21 protein-coding genes and 1 tRNA gene are annotated in these 22,298 nt (G+C 54.4%); 21 read left to right on the top strand and 1 reads right to left on the bottom strand.

Annotation, left to right across the window (positions count from 1 at the left end; all coding sequences use genetic code 11):
• Positions 1-16: 16 nt before the first annotated feature.
• The 21 genes from FZ041_RS01645 (at position 17) to FZ041_RS01740 (ending at position 21,970) form a co-directional block, all read left to right on the top strand.
• On the top strand, positions 17-1,327 hold the full coding sequence (locus FZ041_RS01645; protein ID WP_149188322.1) for a bifunctional folylpolyglutamate synthase/dihydrofolate synthase: 1,311 nt from the start codon (positions 17-19) through the stop codon (positions 1,325-1,327).
• A complete protein-coding gene (locus FZ041_RS01650) occupies positions 1,327-2,760 on the top strand; it encodes an O-antigen ligase family protein (protein ID WP_255449193.1) in 1,434 nt (477 codons plus the stop codon). Before FZ041_RS01645 ends, FZ041_RS01650 begins: the two co-directional genes overlap by 1 nt.
• Before the next feature lie 11 nt (positions 2,761-2,771).
• Entirely contained in the window at positions 2,772-3,401 is a 630-nt protein-coding gene (locus tag FZ041_RS01655; RefSeq protein ID WP_075442048.1) for a redox-sensing transcriptional repressor Rex, read from the top strand.
• 282 nt (positions 3,402-3,683) lie between these two features.
• Positions 3,684-5,186 carry a succinyl-CoA:acetate CoA-transferase ScpC gene (scpC, locus tag FZ041_RS01660; protein WP_075442046.1) on the top strand — a complete coding sequence of 501 codons (1,503 nt, stop codon included), beginning with the start codon at positions 3,684-3,686 and terminating at the stop codon, positions 5,184-5,186.
• Positions 5,187-5,249: 63 nt separating this feature from the next.
• Positions 5,250-6,896, top strand: coding sequence for an acyl-CoA mutase large subunit family protein (locus FZ041_RS01665; protein WP_075442044.1), 1,647 nt, complete (start codon positions 5,250-5,252; stop codon positions 6,894-6,896).
• 59 nt (positions 6,897-6,955) lie between these two features.
• Positions 6,956-7,351 (top strand): cobalamin B12-binding domain-containing protein, encoded by a 396-nt coding sequence (locus tag FZ041_RS01670; RefSeq protein ID WP_075442042.1) that lies wholly within the window; start codon positions 6,956-6,958, stop codon positions 7,349-7,351.
• A gap of 99 nt (positions 7,352-7,450) precedes the next feature.
• Positions 7,451-8,389, top strand: a complete 939-nt coding sequence (gene meaB / locus FZ041_RS01675) for a methylmalonyl Co-A mutase-associated GTPase MeaB (RefSeq protein ID WP_075442040.1) — start codon at positions 7,451-7,453, stop codon at positions 8,387-8,389.
• Between the two features lie 28 nt (positions 8,390-8,417).
• Complete coding sequence (gene mce, locus FZ041_RS01680) at positions 8,418-8,834, top strand: methylmalonyl-CoA epimerase (RefSeq protein WP_075442038.1); 417 nt, start codon at positions 8,418-8,420, stop codon at positions 8,832-8,834.
• A 117-nt stretch (positions 8,835-8,951) separates the two neighbouring features.
• Positions 8,952-10,481: a methylmalonyl-CoA decarboxylase subunit alpha gene (gene mmdA / locus FZ041_RS01685; protein ID WP_075442036.1), complete on the top strand. Its 1,530-nt coding sequence runs from the start codon at positions 8,952-8,954 to the stop codon at positions 10,479-10,481.
• Between the two features lie 14 nt (positions 10,482-10,495).
• Positions 10,496-10,651: a methylmalonyl-CoA carboxyltransferase gene (locus FZ041_RS01690; protein ID WP_075428570.1), complete on the top strand. Its 156-nt coding sequence runs from the start codon at positions 10,496-10,498 to the stop codon at positions 10,649-10,651.
• Positions 10,652-10,688: 37 nt separating this feature from the next.
• On the top strand, positions 10,689-11,078 hold the full coding sequence (locus FZ041_RS01695) for a biotin/lipoyl-containing protein (protein WP_075428569.1): 390 nt from the start codon (positions 10,689-10,691) through the stop codon (positions 11,076-11,078).
• A gap of 188 nt (positions 11,079-11,266) precedes the next feature.
• Positions 11,267-13,111, top strand: coding sequence for a condensation domain-containing protein (locus tag FZ041_RS01700; protein WP_149188323.1), 1,845 nt, complete (start codon positions 11,267-11,269; stop codon positions 13,109-13,111).
• 116 nt (positions 13,112-13,227) lie between these two features.
• Entirely contained in the window at positions 13,228-14,091 is an 864-nt protein-coding gene (locus FZ041_RS01705; RefSeq protein ID WP_255449196.1) for a metal ABC transporter substrate-binding protein, read from the top strand.
• 174 nt (positions 14,092-14,265) lie between these two features.
• Complete coding sequence (locus tag FZ041_RS01710) at positions 14,266-14,718, top strand: CtsR family transcriptional regulator (RefSeq protein WP_075442030.1); 453 nt, start codon at positions 14,266-14,268, stop codon at positions 14,716-14,718.
• A gap of 33 nt (positions 14,719-14,751) precedes the next feature.
• Positions 14,752-15,303, top strand: a complete 552-nt coding sequence (locus FZ041_RS01715) for a UvrB/UvrC motif-containing protein (protein ID WP_075442028.1) — start codon at positions 14,752-14,754, stop codon at positions 15,301-15,303.
• Positions 15,290-16,378, top strand: coding sequence for a protein arginine kinase (locus tag FZ041_RS01720; RefSeq protein ID WP_075442026.1), 1,089 nt, complete (start codon positions 15,290-15,292; stop codon positions 16,376-16,378). Before FZ041_RS01715 ends, FZ041_RS01720 begins: the two co-directional genes overlap by 14 nt.
• Entirely contained in the window at positions 16,375-18,870 is a 2,496-nt protein-coding gene (locus FZ041_RS01725) for an ATP-dependent Clp protease ATP-binding subunit (protein ID WP_149188325.1), read from the top strand. Before FZ041_RS01720 ends, FZ041_RS01725 begins: the two co-directional genes overlap by 4 nt.
• The gene (locus FZ041_RS14680; protein WP_255449194.1) at positions 18,857-18,985 is read left to right on the top strand and encodes a hypothetical protein; all 129 of its coding nucleotides are present in this window, start codon (positions 18,857-18,859) and stop codon (positions 18,983-18,985) included. Before FZ041_RS01725 ends, FZ041_RS14680 begins: the two co-directional genes overlap by 14 nt.
• Before the next feature lies 1 nt (position 18,986).
• Entirely contained in the window at positions 18,987-20,366 is a 1,380-nt protein-coding gene (gene radA / locus FZ041_RS01730; RefSeq protein WP_075442022.1) for a DNA repair protein RadA, read from the top strand.
• 95 nt (positions 20,367-20,461) lie between these two features.
• Positions 20,462-21,622, top strand: coding sequence for a D-alanyl-D-alanine carboxypeptidase family protein (locus FZ041_RS01735; protein ID WP_149188326.1), 1,161 nt, complete (start codon positions 20,462-20,464; stop codon positions 21,620-21,622).
• Between the two features lie 263 nt (positions 21,623-21,885).
• Positions 21,886-21,970: transfer RNA gene (locus FZ041_RS01740), tRNA-Leu, on the top strand.
• Between the two features lie 128 nt (positions 21,971-22,098).
• Here the strand turns inward: FZ041_RS01740 and FZ041_RS14520 are convergent.
• Positions 22,099-22,298, bottom strand: a 200-nt coding sequence (locus tag FZ041_RS14520; protein ID WP_222931108.1) for a hypothetical protein, incomplete at its 5' end; no start/stop codon positions are given.

Below are 22,298 nucleotides of genomic sequence, written 5' to 3' on the forward strand. Positions count from 1 at the left end.
ATAGGAGAATCGTAACATGAATTATCAGGAAGCTCTTACCTATCTGGAAGGGCTGAATATCTTTGGCATCAAGCTGGGGCTTACGCGTATCCAGCGGCTGCTGGAGCTCCTGGATGTGCCGCAGGACAGGTATCGCACCATCCACGTGACTGGTACGAATGGCAAAGGTTCGGTGTCGGCGATGCTTGCCGGCATCCTGCGCCGTTCAGATATCCATACAGGCATGTACAGCTCGCCGCATCTGGTCTCCTATACGGAGCGCATACAGGTCGATGGCCAGCCGATAAGTGAGCAGGAGTTTGCGGATTGCCTGAGCACTATCCGCACCTATGTGGAGCAGATGGTGGCTGAGGGGGACGAGTGCCCGACACAGTTTGAGGTACTCACAGCACTGGCTTTCTTCTACTTTGCCATGTGCCATGTCGAGTATGCAGTCATCGAGGTTGGCCTTGGCGGTCTGCTGGATTCGACGAATGTCATCACGCCGGAGGTTTCGGTCATCACGAACGTGACCTTTGAGCATGCGGACCGCTGCGGCGGAACGCTGGAGGGTATTGCTCACCATAAAGCTGGTATCATCAAAGAGGGCGTTCCCGTTGTCACTGCGGCTGCGGGCATTCCCTTGGATATCATCCGCCAGACGGCTGAGGAAAAAAATGCTGATGTTTTTGTATCGGGCGAGGATTTCCAGATGGAGTATCTGTCCTGTGATGGGCACATGCAGCAACTGCGTTTCACCTCGGCACTCCTGGGGGTAGCGGATATGCCGTATGAGCTGCGTCTCTTGGGCCGTCACCAGGTGGATAACGCTGCGGTGGCAGTCATGACGGCACAGCTCATCCATAACATCGATGGGCGCGTCAATGAGAAAACCATTGGCGAGGCCTTGAAGATGGCCAGCTGGCCAGCGCGCTTCGAGCGCATTGCCCTTGGCAGCCAGCCCGTGATCGTCGATGGGGCCCATAACCCTGCCGGCATGAACGCGCTGCGCACGAGCCTGGATCTGTATTTCCCGGCCCAGCAGCGTGTGCTGCTGCTCGGTATCCTGAAAGACAAAGATATCGAGACGATGCTGGATATCCTGCTGCGGCCCAATGATACGGTCGTGGTGACTGTCCCTGATTCGGAACGGGCGGCTGATCCGCAGGAGCTCGCCAAGCGGGTAGCACCTCATGTCCAGCATGTCGAGGCTATCGCTGATAATGGCGAAGCACTGGATAGAGCGCTAGAGCTGGCCAACGGGGAAAAACTGCTGGTCATGGCGGGGTCGCTGTATCTGGTTGGCGGTGTCCGCCAGCTCTTGCTTGAACGGAAGGGGGTAATGTGATGGCTGTGGAGTCTGATTCCATGCGCGAGATCCACCAGCGCCGCCGCGAGGCCTTTCGGCAGAAGTGGTGCAAGCGGTTCAAGGACTGGTCCTGGTATGCTGTACTGGCTGAAGTGTTCCTGCTGGCCCTCTGGCCGGCAGGTGCTACGCTGGCCATGCTGACAGGCGTCGTGCTTACGGTACTGCGCTTCCGCACGGATCGCACATTCAAGTTCCGGCAGCTGCCGCTTGATGTCCCTGTTTGCCTGTTCCTGCTGCTGAGTGGCGTCTCGATCCTGGCGTCGCCAGATCGCGGCTTCAGTTTCTATAACTGGTACAATCTCGTGGGCGTTTATGCGCTGACGTATTTCCTGGTCGGCCAGCAGGTCCGCGATGGGCAGCAGGTCCGGCAGATCTTGCTGGCCATTGCGGGGGCGGCTGTGCTGGTCGTGCTTTATGGTATCTACCAATTTGTCTTTGGCATTGATATCAGCGCGATGAAATGGGTCGATGGGGAAGCATTCCCCGAGCTGCGCAAGCGTGTTTTCTCCACTTGGGAGAATCCCAATATCCTGGCGGGTTATCTCGATATCATCATCTGTCTGGCCTTTGGACTGTTTACCAAGGCTGACAGCAGGGCAAAGCGTATCCTGCTGGGTACATTCATGGTGGCTGCGGCCGCTTGCCTGGCCATGACGTATGCGCGCGGTGCCTGCCTGGTCATCGCGGTCATCTTCCTGGTGTATGGCATGGTCAAGGATTGGCGTGTGCTGTTGGGATGCGCTGTGGTAGGCGGCATCCTGCTATTGGCAGATCCGGTGCTCTATGAGCGCCTGACGTCCGTCTTCACGAAGGTCGACACCTCGGCAGAGATGCGGCTAGCCTTTTGGGAAAGCACCGTGGCGATGATACAGGATCATCCATTCTTCGGCATAGGCTGGGGGGCGTATTGGATGGTCTATCCAGAATATGATTTCTACTTGCAGGGGGCGGATATCCGCATTGTGCATGCGCATAACCTCTACTTGAACTATGCTGCAGAGATCGGTATCCCCGGAGCACTGGCGTTCCTGTGGTTCTTCTTCGGCACAATGTTTTCCGCCTTGCGGCAGCGGTTCGAGCCGCCTGCTGCTGAGCCGGTGGAAGCTACGCCGTTCGACCTGCGGGAAGATGCGGCGGCTGATGCTGAGCTGCAGCGTGTCGAGCAGAGCATGCAGGCTGCAAAAGAGCAGCCTGAGACTCCCTTCTGGCAGGATTGCCGCGATTGGCAGGATCACCGCCTGTTAGGCGGTTTGTCCCTGGGGCTGGGGCTGGCTGTCCTGTCGGTGGCGCTCAATGGCTTCACCGACGATCTGCTGTTCAATATCCCCTCGTCGATGTTCCTCTGGATGATGGCGGCACTGGCAGCAGCTTTAGCGCTCATGCATGAAGTGAAAGAACAACAAGAAGGATAGGGAGGCGTTTTATGAAAGGTCAAGTGAATATATCCAAGGCAACGATCGACCGCCTTCCCTTATATTTCCGGACGTTGCGGCTGGCACAGGATGAGGGGATCGATATCATCTCCTCCGATGAGCTGGGCCGCCGGCTGGGCATCACGCCGGAGCAGATCCGCAAGGATCTGGCTTCGTTTGGCCAGTTCGGCAAAAAGGGCGTAGGCTATTATGTCAATGAACTCAAACGCAATGTCGGTGAGATTTTGGGGCTTAACAACCATTGGAATATTGCTGTGGTCGGCATTGGCCATCTGGGAGCGGCATTGGCGAACTATCAGAACTTTGTGACGCTGGGCTTCAACCTTGTGGCCCTGTTCGATCAGGATCCGAATGTCATTGGGACGACGGTCAATCATGTCAAGGTAGAAGATATCCGTGATATGAAGAAAATCGTCAAGGAACGCAATATCCATATCGGTATCATTGCTGTACCGGCAGCCTTTGCACAAGGGGTGGCGGATAAACTCGTCGATGCGGGAGTCAAGGGCATCTGGAATTTTGCCCCAATCAAGATGGAAGTTCCTGAAACCATGCATATTGTCAATGAAGATTTATCAATTGGTCTTAGTAGCTTGTCATATCATATTACCCGCAAATAAGCAAAAAATAATATATGTGAAGTATTGAACGAATTCTCGTCAAACGCCGTCAAGACTATCTTGACGGCGTTTTCTTTTCGTGCTATCCTTAGTCATGGGACATAATCAGAGCATAGTGTTACAATAATCTATGATTATAATTCATGGTGTTGATAACTTCGTGTTATACTTCCACATGCCGTGAATCATAACAAGGAATTCGAAACAAGATGCAGCGTCCCGAACGTTAAAATCTGTTGCCGGAACCGAAAATGGGTCGGCACTGATGAGGGAGGATTTTCCATGATTGACATTCTCGATCGCGTACGCAATAAGGCATTGCAGGCGAAAATCGTAACGGCTGAAGAAGCAGCAGCTTTCTTCAAACCGGATATGAACGTTGCAATGAGCGGTTTTACCGCATCCGCGTATCCGAAGGCTGTTCCACTTGCACTTGCTGAACGCATGAAGAAGGAGCCATTTGCGATTAATCTGTGGACGGGAGCTTCTACTGGTCCGGAACTGGATGATGCACTGGCATCGGTTCATGGCATCAAGCAGCGTCTGCCGTATCAGACGGATAAAGCTCTGCGCAATGAGATCAACGATGGTTCGGTTGATTACCTTGACCTGCATCTGTCAGAGTCAGCCCAGCTTAGCCGTTGCGGTTATCTGGGACATGTTGATGTCGCTGTTGTCGAGGCGTGTGCAATCACGGAAGAGGGAAATATCATCCCAACGACTTCCCTGGGCAATGCTGCATCGTATGTACAGAGTGCAGATGTCGTTATCGTCGAGGTCAATACCTCGCAGCCGCTGGATCTTGAAGGCATGCACGATGTCTACATCCCGATGGACCCGCCGAACCGCCTGCCGATTCCAATCGTCAAGGCCAATGACCGTGTGGGTACGACGTATATCCCGTGTACGCCGGAAAAGATCAAATACATTGTTCCCTGCGATATCCCCGATCACACGCGTCCATTGAAACCAATCGATGAAGATTCGAAGAAGATGAGCGAGTTCACGCTCGAATTCCTCAACAAGGAAATCGAGGCTGGCCGCATGCCGAAGAACCTGCTGCCGCTGCAGTCTGGTGTCGGCAACGTTGCCAATGCAGTTATCGCCGGCTTCGTCGATTCAGATCTCAAAGATTTGACGGTCTACACCGAGGTCATTCAGGACGGCATGCTCGATCTTATCGATGCGGGCAAGCTCAACTTCGCATCGGGCACGGCATTCAGCCCGTCCCCGGAGGGCATGGCACGTTTCTATAAGGATGTAGCGAAATACAAGAAATATCTGCTGCTGCGTCCGGAGGAAATCTCCAATAGTCCGGAAGTTGTCCATCGCCTGGGCGTCATTGCCATGAATACGGCCATTGAGGTTGACATCTATGGCAACGTCAACTCGACGCATATCACAGGCACCAAGATGATGAATGGTATCGGTGGCAGCGGCGACTTTGCCCGCAACGCTTACCTGACCATCTTCTACACGCCGTCGATTGCCAAAGAAGGCAAGATCTCGGCTGTCGTTCCATTCTGCTCGCATATCGATCATACGGAGCATGATGTGGATATCATCATCACGGAGCAGGGCATCGCCGATCTGCGTGGCAAGGCACCGCGTGAGCGTGCGCTGGAAATCATCAACAACTGCGCGCATCCGGATTACCGCCCAATCCTGCTCGATTACTTCAATCGTGCGACTGAGGCAACGAAGCATGCCCATACGCCGCATATCCTTGAAGAGGCGCTTTCCTTCCATGAGCGTTTCGTCAAGACGGGCAGCATGGCTAAATAAGAAAATCACATACAGATAATATAGATATATAGATTGACTGAATGAATCAGGAGGAATTCCCAAATGAGCAATGAGAAAATCCAGGCTGAGCTCGCCAAATACGAAGCCAGCGTTGAAAAAGCAATTGCACGTTTCCCGGAGCGTGAGCACCTGCCGGAAAAACGCCTCTATACGCCGATTGACATCAAGGATACGGATTATGCTGATGAAATTAGCTTCCCAGGTGTTTATCCGTATACGCGTGGTGTCCAGCCGACGATGTATCGCGGCCGCTTCTGGACGATGCGCATGTATGCAGGCTTCTCCACAGCTGAGGAGTCCAACAAACGCTATCGCATGCTGATCGAGAACGGTGCAACGGGCCTGTCCTGTGCTTTTGACCTGCCGACGCAGATCGGTTACGATTCCACGGATCCGATTTCTGAAGGTGAGGTCGGCAAGGTTGGTGTTGCCATCGACTCGCTGGCTGATATGGAGACGCTGTTCGACCAGATCGACCTGGGCAAGGTTTCGACGTCAATGACGATCAATGCACCGGCTTCGGTCCTCTTGGCTATGTATATCGCTGTAGCTGAGAAACAGGGTGTGCCAGCTGACCAGCTGCGCGGTACGATCCAGAACGATATCCTCAAGGAGTATGCCGCTCGCGGTACGTATATCTTCCCGCCGCGTCCGTCCATGCGCCTTATCACGAATATCTTCGAGTATTGCTCAAAGAATGTACCGAAATGGAATACGATCTCCATCTCCGGCTATCATATCCGTGAGGCCGGTTCGACGGCTGCACAGGAAATCGCCTTCACGATTGCTGATGGTATCGCTTACTGCGAGGCTGCTATCAAAGCGGGCCTCAAGATTGATGATTTCGCTGGCCGTCTGTCCTTCTTCTGGAACGCACACAACAACGTTCTCGAAGAGGTGGCGAAGTTCCGTGCTTCCCGCCGTATCTGGGCAAAAGTCATGAAAGAGCGTTTCCATGCGCAGAATGATAAGAGCATGAAGCTGCGTTTCCATACGCAGACGGCAGGTTCGATGCTGACGGCTCAGCAGCCGAACAACAACATCGTCCGCGTTGCCCTGCAGACAGCAGCTGCTGTCATGGGCGGTACCCAGTCCCTGCACACGAACTCCCGTGATGAGGCTCTGGCTCTGCCGACGCAGGAATCCGTTACGATTGCCCTGCGCACCCAGCAGATTGTTGCGTATGAGAGCGGTCTGGCTGATGTCATCGATCCGCTGGCTGGTTCCTACTATGTAGAGTCCATGACCAACAGCATCGAGGCAGAGGCTTGGGATTATATCAAGAAAATCGACGATCTCGGTGGTGCTGTCGCTGCTATCGAGAAGGGCTACATCCAGAAAGAAATCCAGGATTCTGCTTACAAATGGCAGATGGATGTCGAGTCTGGTGCCCGCACCATCGTCGGTGTCAACAAATTCCAGATGGAAGAAGAACCTCCAAAAGGCCTGCTGAAAGTCGACGAGGCCGTCGGCGAACGTCAGAAGGCTAAAGTCGAGGCTATGAAAGCGAAACGCGATAATGAGGCAGTAAAAGCTGCACTGGCTGACCTCAAGAAGGCTTGCCAGGATGAGAACGAAAACCTCATGCCGCATATCCTCGCTGCTGTCAAGACGTATGCAACCCTTGGCGAAATCTGCAACGTCATGCGCGAGGTATTCGGCGAGTATGAGGCTCATGTCAGCCTGTAAGCGTCTCTATCGCGAACAATCGGACAAGAATAGCGTTTACGTTTTTGGAGGAATTCAAAATGGAAAAGAAAATCAGAGTATTAGTTGCTAAACCGGGCCTTGACGGCCATGACCGCGGCGCTAAGGTCGTTGCCCGCGCGCTGCGTGATGCTGGCTTCGAGGTCATCTATACGGGGCTTCGCCAGACGCCGGAGCAGATTGCTGAAGCTGCTCTGCAGGAGGACGTCAATGTTGTTGCTATGAGCATTCTTTCGGGTGCTCATGGTCATCTGTTCCCGAAAGTCGTCGACCTTCTCCATAAGAATGGCATGAACGATGTATTGATTATCGGTGGCGGTGTCATCCCAGAAGGCGATATTCCGGCTCTCAAAGAGGCCGGTGTTGCGGAAGTGTTCACGCCGGGCACTCCGACTGGTGATGTTGTCAAATTCATCAATGAGCATGTAAAACTCTAAGAAACAATGGTGCTGGGAAGGAGAGTCAGGAGACACATTCCGGTCTCCGGCTCTTGCCCGGCCTTATTTATGTAGAAACTACCGAAAGGTGGTGGCATTTTGGATATCGCAGAAGAACTGCTCAAAGGCAACCGGCTGGCACTTTCACGGGCCATCACGGCTATCGAGAATGAATACGATGAAGCGACAGACATCATGAAGAAGCTTTATCCCCACACCGGTCATGCTTATGTTTTGGGTATCACGGGGCCGCCAGGTGCAGGCAAGAGTACCCTCTCGGACAAGATTGCAAGAGAGTACCGTGCACAGGGAAAGACCGTTGGTATAATCGCTGTTGACCCGACCAGCCCGTTCACGGGCGGCGCCATCTTAGGCGACCGCATCCGCATGAATGGACTGACACTTGACGAGGGAGTCTTTATCCGCAGTATGGGCACCCGCGGCAGCCTGGGTGGTCTTTCGCATAAGACCGCCGATGCTGTCAAGGCAATGGATGCTTTTGGAAAGGACATCATCATCGTCGAGACCGTCGGTGTTGGACAGTCAGAGGTAGATATCGTCAAGGCCGCGGATACGACGATGGTCGTATTGATTCCGGGCATGGGCGATGACATCCAGGCAATCAAGGCAGGCATCCTGGAGATCGGGGATCTCTACTGCATCAACAAGTCTGATCTTGATGGTGCGGACAAGCTGGTCCGCGAGATCAACATGATGCTTGATCTTGACAGTCTGATGACGGATTGGCGTCCGCCGATCACTAAGGTGGTAGCCAGCCAGAATGAAGGCATAGCCGAACTGTTAGGAACTGTAGATAAGCACAGGACGTATATCGAGGGCAATGGCGAGCTGGCCAAGCGCCGCACGAAGCGTACCCGTGATGAGATGCTTGACATCCTCAGCAGCAACATCGGCAGCTACATCAAGAGCAAGATTGTCGATAGTGGCAGACTGGATGGCTATGTAGAGCAGATCAAGCAGCATAAGACCGATCCATACACGGTGATTGGTGAGGTTATGGGCGAGATGCTCAAATAAATCTTTTATCCGAATGGAGGAATTCATCATGTTCAAAGTATTAGGTGTAGATCATATTGGTATTGCTGTTTCGGACCTCAAGGAAGTCGGTTCCTTCTGGAGTGATATGCTTGGCCTGCCGGCTAACGGTGAGGAGACGGTTGCTGAGCAGAAAGTGACGACGGGCTTTTTCCCGACGCCGAATGGCAGCGAGATTGAGCTCTTAGCAGCAACGGATGAGACTTCCCCGATTGCAAAATTCATCGAGAAGAATGGCGGCCGTGGTGGCATCCAGCACATTGCCCTGCGTGTAGACAACCTGGAGGCAGCTCTGGCTGATCTCAAAGAGAAAGGTGTCCGTCTGATTGATGAAACGCCGCGCATCGGTGCCGGCGGTGCTAAGATTGCCTTTGTCCATCCGAAGGCTTCGCATGGTGTCCTGCTCGAACTTTGCCAGCGCGATTGATACCTGGTAATAAATTAGTCTTGCAATTTTCACACAAATAGTGCAAAATAGAGATTGCAGTACATGAGGATTTTGTCATTGACAGGATGCTCACAAGCTAATTATAGGAGGTATATAATGGCTACTGTTCAGGAAAAGATTGAATTAATGCATGCAAAAAAAGAGCATATCATGCAGGGCGGCGGTCAGGCTCGTATCGACAAGCAGCACGCAAAGGGCAAACAGACGGCCCGTGAGCGCATCAACAAGCTGTTTGATGAGGGTACGTTCGTCGAACTCGATATGTTCATGAAACATCGTTGCTCGAACTTCGGCCAGGAGAAGAAAGAACTCCCGGGCGAGGGCGTTGTAACGGGTTATGGTACGGTCGACGGCCGTCTGGTTTATGCTTACGCACAGGATTTCACCGTTGAGGGTGGTTCGCTGGGTGAGAAGCATGCCCATAAGATCTGGAAAGTCATGGATCTGGCCATGAAGATGGGCGCTCCATGCATCGGCATTAATGATTCGGGCGGTGCCCGCATCCAGGAAGCAGTCGATGCTCTGTCTGGCTATGGTGGTATCTTCTATCGCAATACGGCAGCGTCGGGCGTCATCCCGCAGATCTCGGTCATCATGGGACCGTGCGCCGGCGGTGCTGTATACAGCCCGGCTATCACGGACTTCATCTATATGGTCAAGAACACGAGCCAGATGTTCATCACGGGCCCGGCTGTCATCAAATCGGTAACGGCTGAGGAAGTGACGGCTGAGGCTCTGGGCGGTGCTATGACCCATAACACGCGCAGCGGTGTTGCTCACTTCGCAGCTGAGGATGAGGACGACTGCATCAAGCAGATCCGTTACCTGCTGTCCTTCCTGCCGAGCAACAACATGGAAGATGCACCGATCATGGAGACCGGTGATGATCCGGATCGTCAGGATGAGGAACTCAACACGGTCATCCCGGATAATCCGAATGCGCCATATGATATGAAGGATGTCATCCGCTCCATCGTCGATAATGGCGAGTTCTATGAAGTTCATGAGCATTTTGCTACGAACATCATCTGCTGCTTCGCCCGCTTTGATGGCCGCAGCGTAGGTATCATCGCCAACCAGCCGAATGTCATGGCTGGCTGCCTCGATGTTGATGCTTCGGATAAATCGGCTCGCTTCATCCGTTTCTGTGATGCCTTCAATATCCCGCTCGTCAACCTCGTCGATGTACCGGGCTTCCTGCCAGGTGTCGATCAGGAGCACAACGGTATCATCCGTCATGGCGCGAAGATGCTCTATGCATACAGCGAGGCTACGGTTCCTAAGGTCACGGTCATCACGCGTAAGGCATACGGTGGTTCCTATATCGCTATGTGCTGCCGTGAGCTCGGCGCAGACCAGGTCATGGCTTGGCCGACGTCGGAGATCGCTGTCATGGGCCCGGCAGGTGCTGCGAACATCATCTTCCGCAAAGATCCGGATAAGGATGCCAAGACGGCTGAGTATGTCGAGAACTTTGCTACGCCGTACGTTGCTGCAGAGCGCGGCTACGTCGATATGGTCATCGAGCCGAAAGAGACGCGTCCGCGTATCATCACGGCCCTCAATGCACTGGCCAGCAAACGTGAAGTTGGCCCGGCTAAGAAGCACGGCAATATTCCGCTTTGATCGGAGGGTGTGCTATGAAAACAGAAGCAAATGGCGTATCGCCTGAGGTAGTAGCTGCTATCACGGCTGCTGTCCAGATGATGATGTCGAATAAAGTCATCGCTGTTCGCATCAAGCGCAGCGATGTATGGGCTCTGTCCGCTCGTGGCGGTCTGGCCAAACAGTTTTGATTGATTCCGAAGTTGAAGGTATTTGGAGGAATTATTAATGAAAAAGTTCAATATTACCGTTAACGGCAATGCTTATGAAGTAGAAGTCGAGGAAGTGAAAGCCGCTGCTCCGGCAGCTCCGAAGGCTGCTGCACCGGCTCCGAAAGCTGCTCCGGCACCGGCTCCGGCTGCACCGGCAGCTCCGAAGAAAGAGGCTGTTGCCGCTGGCGCTGGTGAGCATTCCATCGATGCTCCGATGCCGGGCAAGATCGTCAAACTCGTTGCCAGCGAAGGCCAGGCTGTCAAAGCCGGCGAGACGCTGCTGATTCTCGAGGCTATGAAGATGCAGAACGAGATTGCTGCTGATGCTGATGGCGTTGTCAAGAAATTCAACGTCGATGCTGGCCAGAGCGTCAAAGCTCATGAGTCGCTGGTGATCCTCGGCTAAGCCGTACAGATCGGATATTGCGTGAAGGCTCCCTTCAGGATTTTCCTGAGGGGAGTTTTTTTGCTGCCGGTGATGCCGGGATGTTTTTCACGTGTCAAGCAGGGAAAAACTGTCATTTTGGCGAAATCCTAAGGATAACAGTGGCATAAACTGCCTTAGGATCATGATGTAGAGGAGCGCTGATCAACGTGCGTAAATGGAGTGTAGAGGAGCTGCCAGCCGGGCAGCAGGGAAGTCTTCGCCAGCTGTATGGCGCACAGCTGGATGAACGCCGGGGATATACGGCCCATCGGATACAATATGTCAGGGACTTGACGGAAAGCGAGCGGCAAGTGGTGACGTATGGGGAGACAACGCCAGTGAGTCCCCTGCGGCAGAATCTCTATAAGCTGGAGGGGAAACTGCTGCCCCTGCGCTTCAATCTGGCAATCCGGACGCTGACTGAGCAGGAGGATGTCCTGCGGACGAATTACTGTGTGGCCGGAGACAAGATGCTGGCTGTGGTGTTCAAGGAGCGGCGGAATCTGCCGGTGATCATCTATCGCAATCTGGAACAGACGTCGGGAAAGGATCTGGATGAGCAATTGCGGCGCCTGATGGAGGCTGATCTGCGCCAGGGCTTTGATCTGCGCTATGGCAGCCTGCTGCGTTTTGCGGTCTATCATACGGGGGCCTCGGAGTATGCGGTAGTCGTGACTGGTGTGCAGGCCGTGATGGATAATTTCGATGTCCGCAACATTTTCCGCTATATACACAACCTGCCCTTGGAGAAGGCGCCGGCAGCGGCGACTGCCACGGCAGGGGGAGCCGAGTCCATCCGCAGCTATTGGCGGCAGCTGCTCAGTGACCTGCCGGGGCTTTCCCACCTGCCATATGAAGAGACAGGCGCTGGCGGACAGGATGCCGGACAGGAACGCCAGGAGCAGAATTATCTGACGCATATCCCCAGTGACGTGCTGTCTGATCTGAAGGAATTGTCGAAGGACAACAAGAAGGTCTTGATGTCTGTCCTGCAGACGGCCTGGGGCTTGCTCCTGCAGGGAGAGAACGACTGCCGCGATGTGGCCTTCTGCCTGCTGGCACCGGGCAGTGAGGCGGGCCGTGGCAGTCAGAGCATGCTGCCGCTGCGCGTCCGCGTGGCAGAGGATCCCAAGGTGCAGGAGCTGACGGAGCAGGTGTTCAAGCAGTTTCTGGTCTCGACTTCGTATGCGGCGTTGGCCCGCAAGGATATCCAGGCGGTGCTGGACCAGCAGGAAAAGGGCTTTTACCATGTATTGAATTTCGGTGATTTCCTGCAGGATGAGGGAAGCTATTCGCAGCGCCAGGGCAAGCGGGAAGGGCGCATTGTGACGCAGGAGGTATGGGATACGCGGGAGCTGCATCTGGGTGTGCGTTTCCGTTATGCCGAATGGGAGATTGCTATAACTTTTGCGTATGACTGCCGGTATTTCCAGCCAGCCGGGATCGAGAAGCTGGCGCAGGATTATATCCTGATGCTGCGCCAGATGGTCATGGATTGGCAGCAGCCTTACAGTGCCTTCCGCGCGAACTGGAGCCGGCGGCGGTCCCAGAGCATGGCGGCCAAGCCGGTGCAGCAGCGGACGAACCTGCTGGATGCACTGCTACAGCTGGAGCTCCTCCAGTCGTGCGACAAAGGATTGGTGCAGGCCTTTGCAGGGACGGCTAAACTGCTTACTTGCTATGAGGGCGACAGGCTTTTCGGGCAGGATGTGGAGGAGCAGCTGTTGTTTGTCGTGCGGGGCAAGCTGGCCCGCAGCATGGAAACTGGCGATGGCTGGTATAATACGCTGGACATTGTCGCGGAGAAAGCCTGGGCAAATGATAGCGTCCTTTTGCCCAAGCGCAGGAATCAGCTGGCTTTGGAAGTATTGACCGATCAGGCACTGTTGCTCGTCATTCCGCGGATCACCATGGAAAGCGTCATGCGCAGGGAGCCGGCGATGGCACAAAGCATCATCATGCATTTTGGCCGCCAGCTGGAAAAATACCAGCGGCTGTGGCTGCAGTCCTAAGCTTGGCTTGACACGTTTGCTACAATGAATCTGTAATGGCAGAGGAAAGCAGAATCAGCCCATGGGGCTAAAGGAGGATTTGTTTGAAAAAAATAGCAGCATTGCTGCTCGTACTGGTGCTGGCCTTTACGGCTGCTGGTTGCAGTTCTTTACAGCAGAGTGGCAATAAGAAGAATTTTACGATCGTGACTTCGTTCTATCCGATGTATATCGATGTCATCAATATCACCAAGGGTGTTGATGGCGTGGAAGTCGTCAATATGACGAAACCGCAGACGGGCTGCCTGCATGACTATCAGCTGACGACCGAGGATATGAAGATGCTGGAGAAGGCGGATGTGTTCGTGGTCAATGGTGCGGGCATGGAAAGCTTCCTCGATAAAGCTGTGAAGCAGAATAAGAAGCTCAAGGTCATCGAGGCAGCGGATTATAAGGATATCAATCTTTTAAAGACTGGTGAGCAAGAAAATCCGCATGTATGGACGTCGGTGACATACTCGATTGCGCAGGTCAAAGCCATCACGGCCAAGCTCTGCGAGGCGGACCCTGCCCATCAGGACGCGTATCGCAAGAATGCGCTTGAGTATTGCACGAAGCTTGAAGCGCTCAAAAAAGAGATGCACGCGGCGCTCGATGAACTGCCGCATAAGGATATCGTGACGTTCCATGAGGCTTTCCCGTATCTGGCCAAGGAATTCAAGCTCAATATCGTCAGCGTCATCGAACGCGAGCCCGGCACGGAGCCGACGCCGCAGGAGCTTGAGGATACCATCGCGAAGGTCAAGGCACTGCCTGTCAAGGTCCTGTTCGTCGAGCCACAGTACTCGCCGTCGGCGGCTGAGACTATTGCCCGTGAGACAGGTGCCAAGATCTATACGCTCGACCCAATCGTAACGGGCGAGGCAAATGAATCTGCTATGGATGCATACATAGATACGATGAAAAATAATATGGAAACCCTCAAGACTGCACTGCAATAAAGTCTTCTCTAAGGGGAAGGTGGCAGACGAAGTCTGCCGGATAAGGCCATAAAGGAGCTGCTCGGTCAGCTCCTTTTTCGTTGCCATATTTTCCCAGTAGCAAAATCTGTGCAAAGGCGCTATAATAGAATAAGATAAAAGTCAAATGGTCAATTATAATAGAAGGTGATTAACGTGAGCAATATCGCAGATTTGATAGAGGCCTATATCCTGCGCCAGCTGGCGGCACAACAGGATGGCAAGGTAGAGCTGCGGCGTACGGACATTGCCGATGAGATTTCCTGTGCGCCGTCGCAGATCAGCTATGTGCTGTCGACAAGGTTTACACAGGATAAGGGCTTCGTCGTGGAATCCCGCCGTGGTCTGGGCGGCTTTATCCGCATCGTACAGGTGCCGACGCGCAATATGGTCTATCAGGACATGCTCGATAAGATAGATAAGGATACGGAGCTGCCGATGGTACAGTCCATGGTCCATTATCTGCTGCAGCATCAGATGATAACGAATCGTGAGGCAGCACTCGTGATGCAGGTCGTGGTATCGGCATTCGAGTCGCCGAACTGTACGGATGAGGAACGCGTGCATCTTTTGAAATCCCTGCTGCTGACATTGGAAAATTTCTCGTAGCAGATTGTAGTTTCCGCAAAGGAGGAGAAGCAGATGTTATGTGACGATTGCGGCCGCAACGAGGCGGTCGTTCATATTACCCAGATTGGCCCCGACGGGCGCGTGGAGAAGAATCTCTGCGAGAAATGTGCGGCTGCGTACGGTGAGTTCATGGCAACCGAGCATCATACACGCAATGTATCGATGGATGATTTCCTCAAGGGAATCTTCAGCAATCATACGGATGCAGAGGAAGTGCAGCAGGCGGGGCAGCGGGAGCTGGTCTGCCCGAGCTGCGGCATGAGCTATCGCGACTTTCAGCAGTCGGGCAAGATTGGCTGCGCAGACTGCTACAAGACGTTCCGCCAGCAGCTTGAGCCGCTTTTGCGCCGCATCCATGGCTCGAGCCTGCATCGTGGCAAGATCCCGCATCGCACGGGCGGCACGATTGAGCTCAAGCACGAAATCGGTATGCTGCGCCAAAAGCTGCAGGAAAGTGTGGCCCAGGAAGAATACGAGCGGGCTGCAGAACTGCGCGATAAGATACGGGCATTAGAGGCACAATTGGCGCTGAAGGAAGGAGGTGCAGCTGATGGCAATCAATGAACTGCTGCGGGATAAGGATATTACCTGGCTGAAGAGCGGCGGCACGGATAGCGATGTCGTCATTGCCAGCCGCATCCGCCTGGCACGCAACCTGCGCGGCGAGCCGTTCCCGAACCGGGCCGACTTCAATCAGCTGGCTAAGGTGCTTGTAGCGACGGATGGTGTTTTGCCGGAACTCGAGAAATCGATGGGGATGCCGTTTGATCGTGTCGATGTCGAGCGGTTGTCGACGGTACAGCGTGAAGTCTTGATTGAAAAGCAGTTGATTACGGAGAATCTCGTCAAGAATCCCCAGCATCGGGCGGCTTATGTGTCGGATGACCGCTGCATCAGCATCATGGTCAACGAAGAGGATCATTTGCGCATCCAGTGCTGGGCGCCGGGGCTCAATCTTGACCTGCCGATGAGTACAGCTTCAACGCTCGATGATCTCATCGAGTCCAAGCTCGATATTGCCTTTGATGAGAAGATGGGCTATCTTACGTCGTGCCCGACAAATCTCGGCACGGGCCTGCGGGCTTCGGTGCTGCTGCATCTGCCGGGGCTGGTATTCACGCGCAATGTCGGCAGCATCATCAATATTTCGCCGCAGCTCGGGCTGGCTGTACGCGCGGTATACGGCGATGCGAAGGAGCCGGTGGGCTGCCTGTTCCAGATTGCCAACCAGCTGACGCTGGGCTTTTCGGAGGAGGAGCTCATCGAGAATCTCAAGAGTGCCGTGACGGAAATCGTAGCGCATGAACGCCGGGCCCGCAAGGCATTGGCACTCTATCGCAAGGAGCAGCTCGAAGATGAAGTATGGCGTGCTTATGGCACGCTGGCCTATGCGCGGCTGCTGTCCGAAAAGGAGACGATGGAGCTTTTATCGAAGGTTCGTCTCGGCATTGATCTCAAGCTCATCAGTGAGGTAACAGCTGACTGCTATGCGGATATCCTGACGGTAAGCCGCAAGAGTTATCTGCAGAATCTGGCCGAGAATGCGAACATGTCCAAGAAAGAAATCGACCGGCTCAGGGCCCGCAAGACGCGGCAAGCGCTGCTGGACCATCGCGTGAGCGCGGAGGAACATCCATGAATTTTCGAAATCACTTTACCAATCGTGCCATCAAGGCGATTGAATTTGCCCAGTATGTGGCACAGGACTTGGAGCAGGACTACATCGGTACCGAGCATATCCTGCTCGGTCTGCTGCACGAGCGTGAGGGCGTAGCAGCCCAGGCCATGCAGGCGCTCGGTATCACCTTTGAGGCAGCTGTGAGCCAGATCCGCAGTCTCGTGGCCAAGGAGGCGGAATATCCATCGGATAATCCGTACTATACGCCACGGGCCAAGCGTGTTATGGAAGGGGCTGTTGAGGAGTCACAGACACTCGGCCATAGCTACATCGGCACCGAGCATATCCTGCTGAGCCTGCTGCAGGAAACCGAAGGCGCGGCCGTTGAGGTGCTCGATCGGCTAAGCGTCGATCCCGATGCCTTGCAGAATGAGGTCATGGACCGCATCGACCAGCCCCATTCGGAGGATGACGGCCCGCAGGAGACGCGGGCGCGCGGCCGCAAGGAAAAAGGTGCGCCGCTGCTCAAGAAATACGGGCGTGACCTCAACCGCATGGCCGAAGAGGCCCAGATGGACCCTGTCATCGGCCGGGAAAAGGAAATCCAGCGTGTAATCCAGATCTTGTCACGCCGCACGAAGAACAATCCCATCCTGCTCGGTGAGCCAGGCGTCGGCAAGACGGCAATCGCCGAAGGGCTGGCCCAGCGCATCATCGAGGGAGCTGTGCCCTATATGCTGCAGGACAAGAAGGTTGTGTCGCTGTCGATGGCCTCGCTCGTCGCCGGGGCGAAATACCGCGGCGAGTTCGAGGAGCGGCTCAAGGGCATCATCGAGGAAATCCAGCGGCTGGGCAATATCATCTTGTTCATCGATGAGATGCATACGTTGGTCGGAGCTGGTGCTGCCGAAGGCGCGCTCGATGCGGCCAATATCTTGAAACCGGCGTTGTCGCGGGGGGAAATCCAGATTATCGGCGCAACGACACTCGATGAATACAAGAAATATCTGGAAAAAGATGCGGCGCTTTCCCGCAGATTCCAGACCATCGTGGTCGAGGAGCCGGCACCGGAGGACGCCATCAAGATCCTGCATGGCCTGCGTGGCAAGTATGAAGAATTCCATCGGGCAACCATCGAGGATGCAGCCATCGAAGCGGCTGTCCGCCTGTCGCAGCGCTACATTACGGATAGGTTCCTGCCCGACAAGGCTATCGATCTGATGGATGAGGCAGCTTCAAAGGTACGCATGCGTCAGGTAGCCCCTACAGGCAAGGTGCAGGAAATCCGTGAGCAGCTCGGCAGGCTGCATACGGAGAAGGAAGCAGCGGTTGCCTCGCAGGACTATGAGCGGGCAGCTACGCTGCGCGATGCCGTGCAGACGGCCGAAACTGCGCTCGACGAAGCGCGGCGCAAATGGGAAAAGCGTGGCAATAACCACATCACGGTCACGGCCGATGACATCGCTGATGTCGTAGCCCTCTGGACGGGCATCCCTGTCCGTCAGCTGGCTGCCAAGGAATCGGAACGACTGCTCAATATGGAGAAAATCCTCATGCGGCGTGTCATCGGCCAGAGTGAGGCCGTGACCGCAGTAGCCAAGGCCGTCCGCCGGGCAAGGGCAGGGCTGAAAGATCCGAAGCGTCCGATTGGCTCGTTCCTGTTCTTAGGCCCCACAGGTGTTGGTAAGACTGAGCTTGCCAAGGCACTGGCAGAAGCCTTGTTTGGCAGTGAAGATTCGGTCATCCGCTTTGACATGTCCGAGTACATGGAAAAATACAGCGTATCGCGCATGGTCGGTGCGCCGCCGGGCTATGTCGGCTACCAGGAGGGTGGCCAGCTTACTGATGCGGTGCGCCGCAAGCCGTACTCAATCATCCTTTTGGACGAGATTGAGAAAGCCAATCCTGACGTGTTCAATATCCTGCTGCAGGTGCTCGACGACGGCCGCCTGACCGATGGCCAGGGACGTACTGTGGACTTCCGCAACACGGTCATCATCATGACCTCGAATGCGGGCGCAAGCTTCCTCAAAAAGCAGAATACATCGTTAGGCTTTGCCATCGGCAGTGCTGCTGATGAGGAGGCACAGGCGGAGGAGAATGCCCGCAAGCGTGTGCTCGGCGAGGTCAAGCGCATCTTCAAGCCGGAGTTCCTCAACCGCATCGATGAGCTGCTGGTATTCCGTCCGCTTGGGCGGGCTGAGCTTGCGAAGATTGTCGATATCCTGCTGCGCGATGTCAAGAAGCGCCTCGAAGAAAAGGAAATCAAGCTCGAAATCAGTCCGGCGGCGAAGAACAAGCTCGTGGATGCCGGTATGGACTTCAAATACGGTGCGCGGCCACTCAAGCGCGCTTTGCAGAAACACATCGAAGATGCGATTGCTGAGCGTTTGCTCGCGCGCAGTTTCAAGGCGGGCGATACCATCTATGTCCGCAAGAATGGCGACAGCCTGGACTTTGTAAAGAAGGAACCGAAGGCGGCCAAGAAGGAGCAGGCTGATGCCGAAAAATAAACTGGCCCCCAAAAGCCTTGGCGGCAGAGTGCTGGATTTCATCCTGAACCTGCTCTGGGCTATCATTTGGCTGGGCCGCTGGACCATCCGCCTGCTGAAAAGGATAGGAAAATGATATGGCAAAGAAAAAGAAAACGGTCTACGTCTGTCAGGAATGCGGCTACGATGCGCCTAAGTGGCTTGGCCGCTGTCCCGGTTGCGGAGCGTGGAATACGATGGTCGAAGAGACCATCACGCCAGAGCCGGCTGGGGGCGGTGGCCTGCGGCTCGGACTATCGGATGCCGTAAAGCCGCAGCCGATTGCCGAGGTGCAGGTCGAGGATTTGCCGCGGTTTGCGACAGGCTCGGGCGAGCTTGACCGCGTGCTGGGTGGCGGCGTGATTCCTGGCTCGATGGTACTGATTGTCGGCGATCCCGGCGTTGGCAAGTCAAGCCTCACGCTAAAAGTCTGTGCTGACGTGGCACGCGGCGGCCGTCGTGTACTCTATGTGACTGGCGAGGAAAGCACACGGCAGGTGCGCATGCGTGCCGACCGGCTGCAGGCAATCGCCGATACCCTTTTTGTTGTCAGCGAGACGAATCTGGAGACGATTGAAGCTCACGTGGCCAATATCAAGCCGGATCTTTTGGTTATCGACTCGATACAGACCATCTTCAAGCCTGACGTGCAGAGCGCGCCGGGCAGTGTCTCACAGGTGCGTGAGTGCTCGGTAGACCTCCTGCGGATTGCTAAGACGAACGGCATTGCCGCTTTTGTCATCGGCCATGTGACCAAGGAGGGCAATCTGGCTGGCCCGCGTGTCCTTGAGCATATCGTCGATACGGTGCTTTACTTCGAAGGCGAGCGCAATGCCGAATACCGCGTGTTGCGGGCGGTCAAGAACCGCTTTGGCAGTACGAACGAACTCGGACTTTTTGAGATGCGTGAGGTGGGACTCGTCGACGTGCCGGATGCATCAAAACTCTTTTTGTCTGATCGCGTGGGCGACAGCGGTACGGTCATCATACCGACGGTGGAGGGGACGCGTCCGCTGCTTGTCGAGCTGCAGGCACTTGTCGCACCGACGCCGTATGTGCCGCCGCGCCGTACGGCTGATTCGGTCGATATCAAGCGCATCCAGCTCTTGCTGGCCGTGCTCGAAAAGCGTGTGCATCTGCAGATCGGTGCCTGTGATGTTTATGTCAAGGTGGCGGGCGGCATCCGCATCGACGAGCCGGCAGCTGACCTCGGCATCTGCGTGGCCATGGCGTCAAGCTTTGCCAACCGCCTGCTGCGGCCTAAGACCATCGTCTTTGGCGAGGTGGGCTTATCGGGCGAGGTGCGCGCTGTCGGCCAGGCTGACATCCGCATCAACGAGGCCAAGCGATTAGGCTTTGAGCATGTCGTGCTGCCGATGAAGAACTACCGGCAGCTGGCCCGTGAGACCGACGGCATCCATCTCTATGGCGCTGAGACCATCAGCGATGCACTGCGGCTCGCCATGCCAAAAGATTGATTGGCCTCATGTGCATAATGGCAGATAACGTGCTATAATAATAGAGCCTTTCCAAGCAGGAAGGCTCTATTTTTTATGAGGGAGTTGGGAGAATTTTGAGGTTTTTTCGGAAAATCCTGGCAGGTATTTTGATCGTTTGCCTGCTTAGTATACATATGCCCCTGGCTGGCGCAGAAGATGGCGAATTGGAGCCGCAGATCAAGGCCAGAGCGGCGATTCTCATCGAGGCATCGACAGGCCGCGTCATCTGGGAGAAAAATGCTGACGAGCGGCACTACCCAGCCAGCATGACGAAAATCATGACGGGAATCCTCGGGCTGGAAAACATCGGCCCGCATACGGAGATTTTTATCTCGCCGACGGCGTCGACCACCGAGGATTGCCCGCTGGGCATCAAGGCAGGACAAAGGCTGACTGCTGACGAGCTTTTGACAGGTATGCTGATGGTATCGGATAACGGTGCTGCCGTAGCTGTGGCTGAGCATATCGACGGCAATGTTGCAGCCTTTGCCACGCGCATGAACCAAAAGGCGCACGAGCTTGGCATGAAGGATACGAATTTCGTCAATCCGAATGGACTGACGAATGGCAATCATTATTCGACGCCGCGTGACATGGCAAAACTCGCGCGCTATGCGATGGAAAATCCAAAGTTCCGCGAAATCGTTGGGCAGAAGAACGGCTATATCCGCTGGGCATTTCCGAGTGGTCACGCCTTGCCAGTAGAGAATACGAACCTGCTGTTGGGAAAATACGAAGGCATGACGGGCATCAAGACAGGCTGGACACAGGCATCAGGTGGCTGCCTCGCGGCGTCAGCCAAGCGCAATGGCGTGGAACTGATCGCTATAATCATGCAGGCTCCGACATTGGATGACCGCTTTACCGATGCAAAGGCAATCCTTGACTACGGCTTTGACCATGTGAAGATGGTCAAGGGACTGTCCAAGGACCGCGTGCACCGCCGCGTCTGGGTAAAGGGGGCCAAACAGGCGACAACCGATGTCTATCTGGCCAGTGATATCAACTACCCGCTGCTGAACGGCGAGGACGCAGCCCACTACACTGTCACCTATGACCTGCCGAAAGTCATCGCTGCCCCGCACAAGAACGGCGACGTGATCGGCAAAGCCATCATCAAATACGACGGCGAGCCGATTGGCAGCGTCGATATGACAGTCGGCAAGGTAGAACAAGGCTTCAGCATTGGCTCCTGGCTCGTAAAGATTTTTGAACCATTGCTGGTGCGGACGTGAATAATAAATTTTAAAGATGTAAATACTTGAAAGGTATTAGGGGAAGTAGTATAATTTAGATACAAAAAGGACGGCTGATGTGTAGCAGCGTCGGCTCTTCCCTTGTAACTAGTATGTGAGAAAGGCCGCAACCATAAGCGGCTTTTTTTATATACCTAACTAGAAAACTACTTGGGGAAGCTAAGTTTCTTAGTTGTTCAAAGTTTGACAAGCAAAAAAAAGAAGTATATAATAAGTAACGTTCTCTTATACTGGAGAGTAATGCGGATGTGGCGGAACTGGCAGACGCGCTGGACTTAGGATCCAGTGTCTTACGACGTGCAGGTTCGACCCCTGTCATCCGCACCACTTGAAGATAAAGCCCGTTGTATCAAAAGATACAGCGGGCTATTTTTATGCCTAAAATAACACGACAACAAGAAAGAGCATGGAAACACAAAGCAGTGTGTCCATGCTCTTTTTTTCGTGCAATGAAACTAGCTGGATAAACAATGTGCTGTCTCAAAAAGTGTACTTTTTGAGACAGCACATTCATAACCTTCATTATAGCAAACGGGGGGGTGAATGTCTATTTTTTGGATGATTTTCGCAGTGGAAGTATAGGTTTTGAGACTATCCGACAGATTTTGCGATGATTTTGCGGGCGTATCAATAAGTACACTTTTTGATAAAGGTT

This window comes from Pseudoselenomonas caprae (assembly GCF_008271345.1).
GTDB lineage: Bacteria > Bacillota > Negativicutes > Selenomonadales > Selenomonadaceae > Selenomonas_A > Selenomonas_A caprae.

Bases quoted from the DNA above. Each gene is read 5' to 3' on its own strand.
- FZ041_RS01650 (WP_255449193.1), top strand. From the start codon at position 1,327: ATGGCTGTGGAGTCTGATTCCATGCGCGAGATCCACCAGCGCCGCCGC.
- FZ041_RS01665 (WP_075442044.1), top strand. From the start codon at position 5,250: ATGAGCAATGAGAAAATCCAGGCTGAGCTCGCCAAATACGAAGCCAGC.
- FZ041_RS01725 (WP_149188325.1), top strand. From the start codon at position 16,375: ATGAATTTTCGAAATCACTTTACCAATCGTGCCATCAAGGCGATTGAA.
- FZ041_RS01715 (WP_075442028.1), top strand. From the start codon at position 14,752: ATGTTATGTGACGATTGCGGCCGCAACGAGGCGGTCGTTCATATTACC.
- mce (WP_075442038.1), top strand. From the start codon at position 8,418: ATGTTCAAAGTATTAGGTGTAGATCATATTGGTATTGCTGTTTCGGAC.
- FZ041_RS01720 (WP_075442026.1), top strand. From the start codon at position 15,290: ATGGCAATCAATGAACTGCTGCGGGATAAGGATATTACCTGGCTGAAG.
- radA (WP_075442022.1), top strand. From the start codon at position 18,987: ATGGCAAAGAAAAAGAAAACGGTCTACGTCTGTCAGGAATGCGGCTAC.
- FZ041_RS01655 (WP_075442048.1), top strand. From the start codon at position 2,772: ATGAAAGGTCAAGTGAATATATCCAAGGCAACGATCGACCGCCTTCCC.
- FZ041_RS01695 (WP_075428569.1), top strand. From the start codon at position 10,689: ATGAAAAAGTTCAATATTACCGTTAACGGCAATGCTTATGAAGTAGAA.
- scpC (WP_075442046.1), top strand. From the start codon at position 3,684: ATGATTGACATTCTCGATCGCGTACGCAATAAGGCATTGCAGGCGAAA.
- mmdA (WP_075442036.1), top strand. From the start codon at position 8,952: ATGGCTACTGTTCAGGAAAAGATTGAATTAATGCATGCAAAAAAAGAG.
- FZ041_RS01690 (WP_075428570.1), top strand. From the start codon at position 10,496: ATGAAAACAGAAGCAAATGGCGTATCGCCTGAGGTAGTAGCTGCTATC.
- FZ041_RS01670 (WP_075442042.1), top strand. From the start codon at position 6,956: ATGGAAAAGAAAATCAGAGTATTAGTTGCTAAACCGGGCCTTGACGGC.
- FZ041_RS14680 (WP_255449194.1), top strand. From the start codon at position 18,857: ATGCCGAAAAATAAACTGGCCCCCAAAAGCCTTGGCGGCAGAGTGCTG.
- FZ041_RS01645 (WP_149188322.1), top strand. From the start codon at position 17: ATGAATTATCAGGAAGCTCTTACCTATCTGGAAGGGCTGAATATCTTT.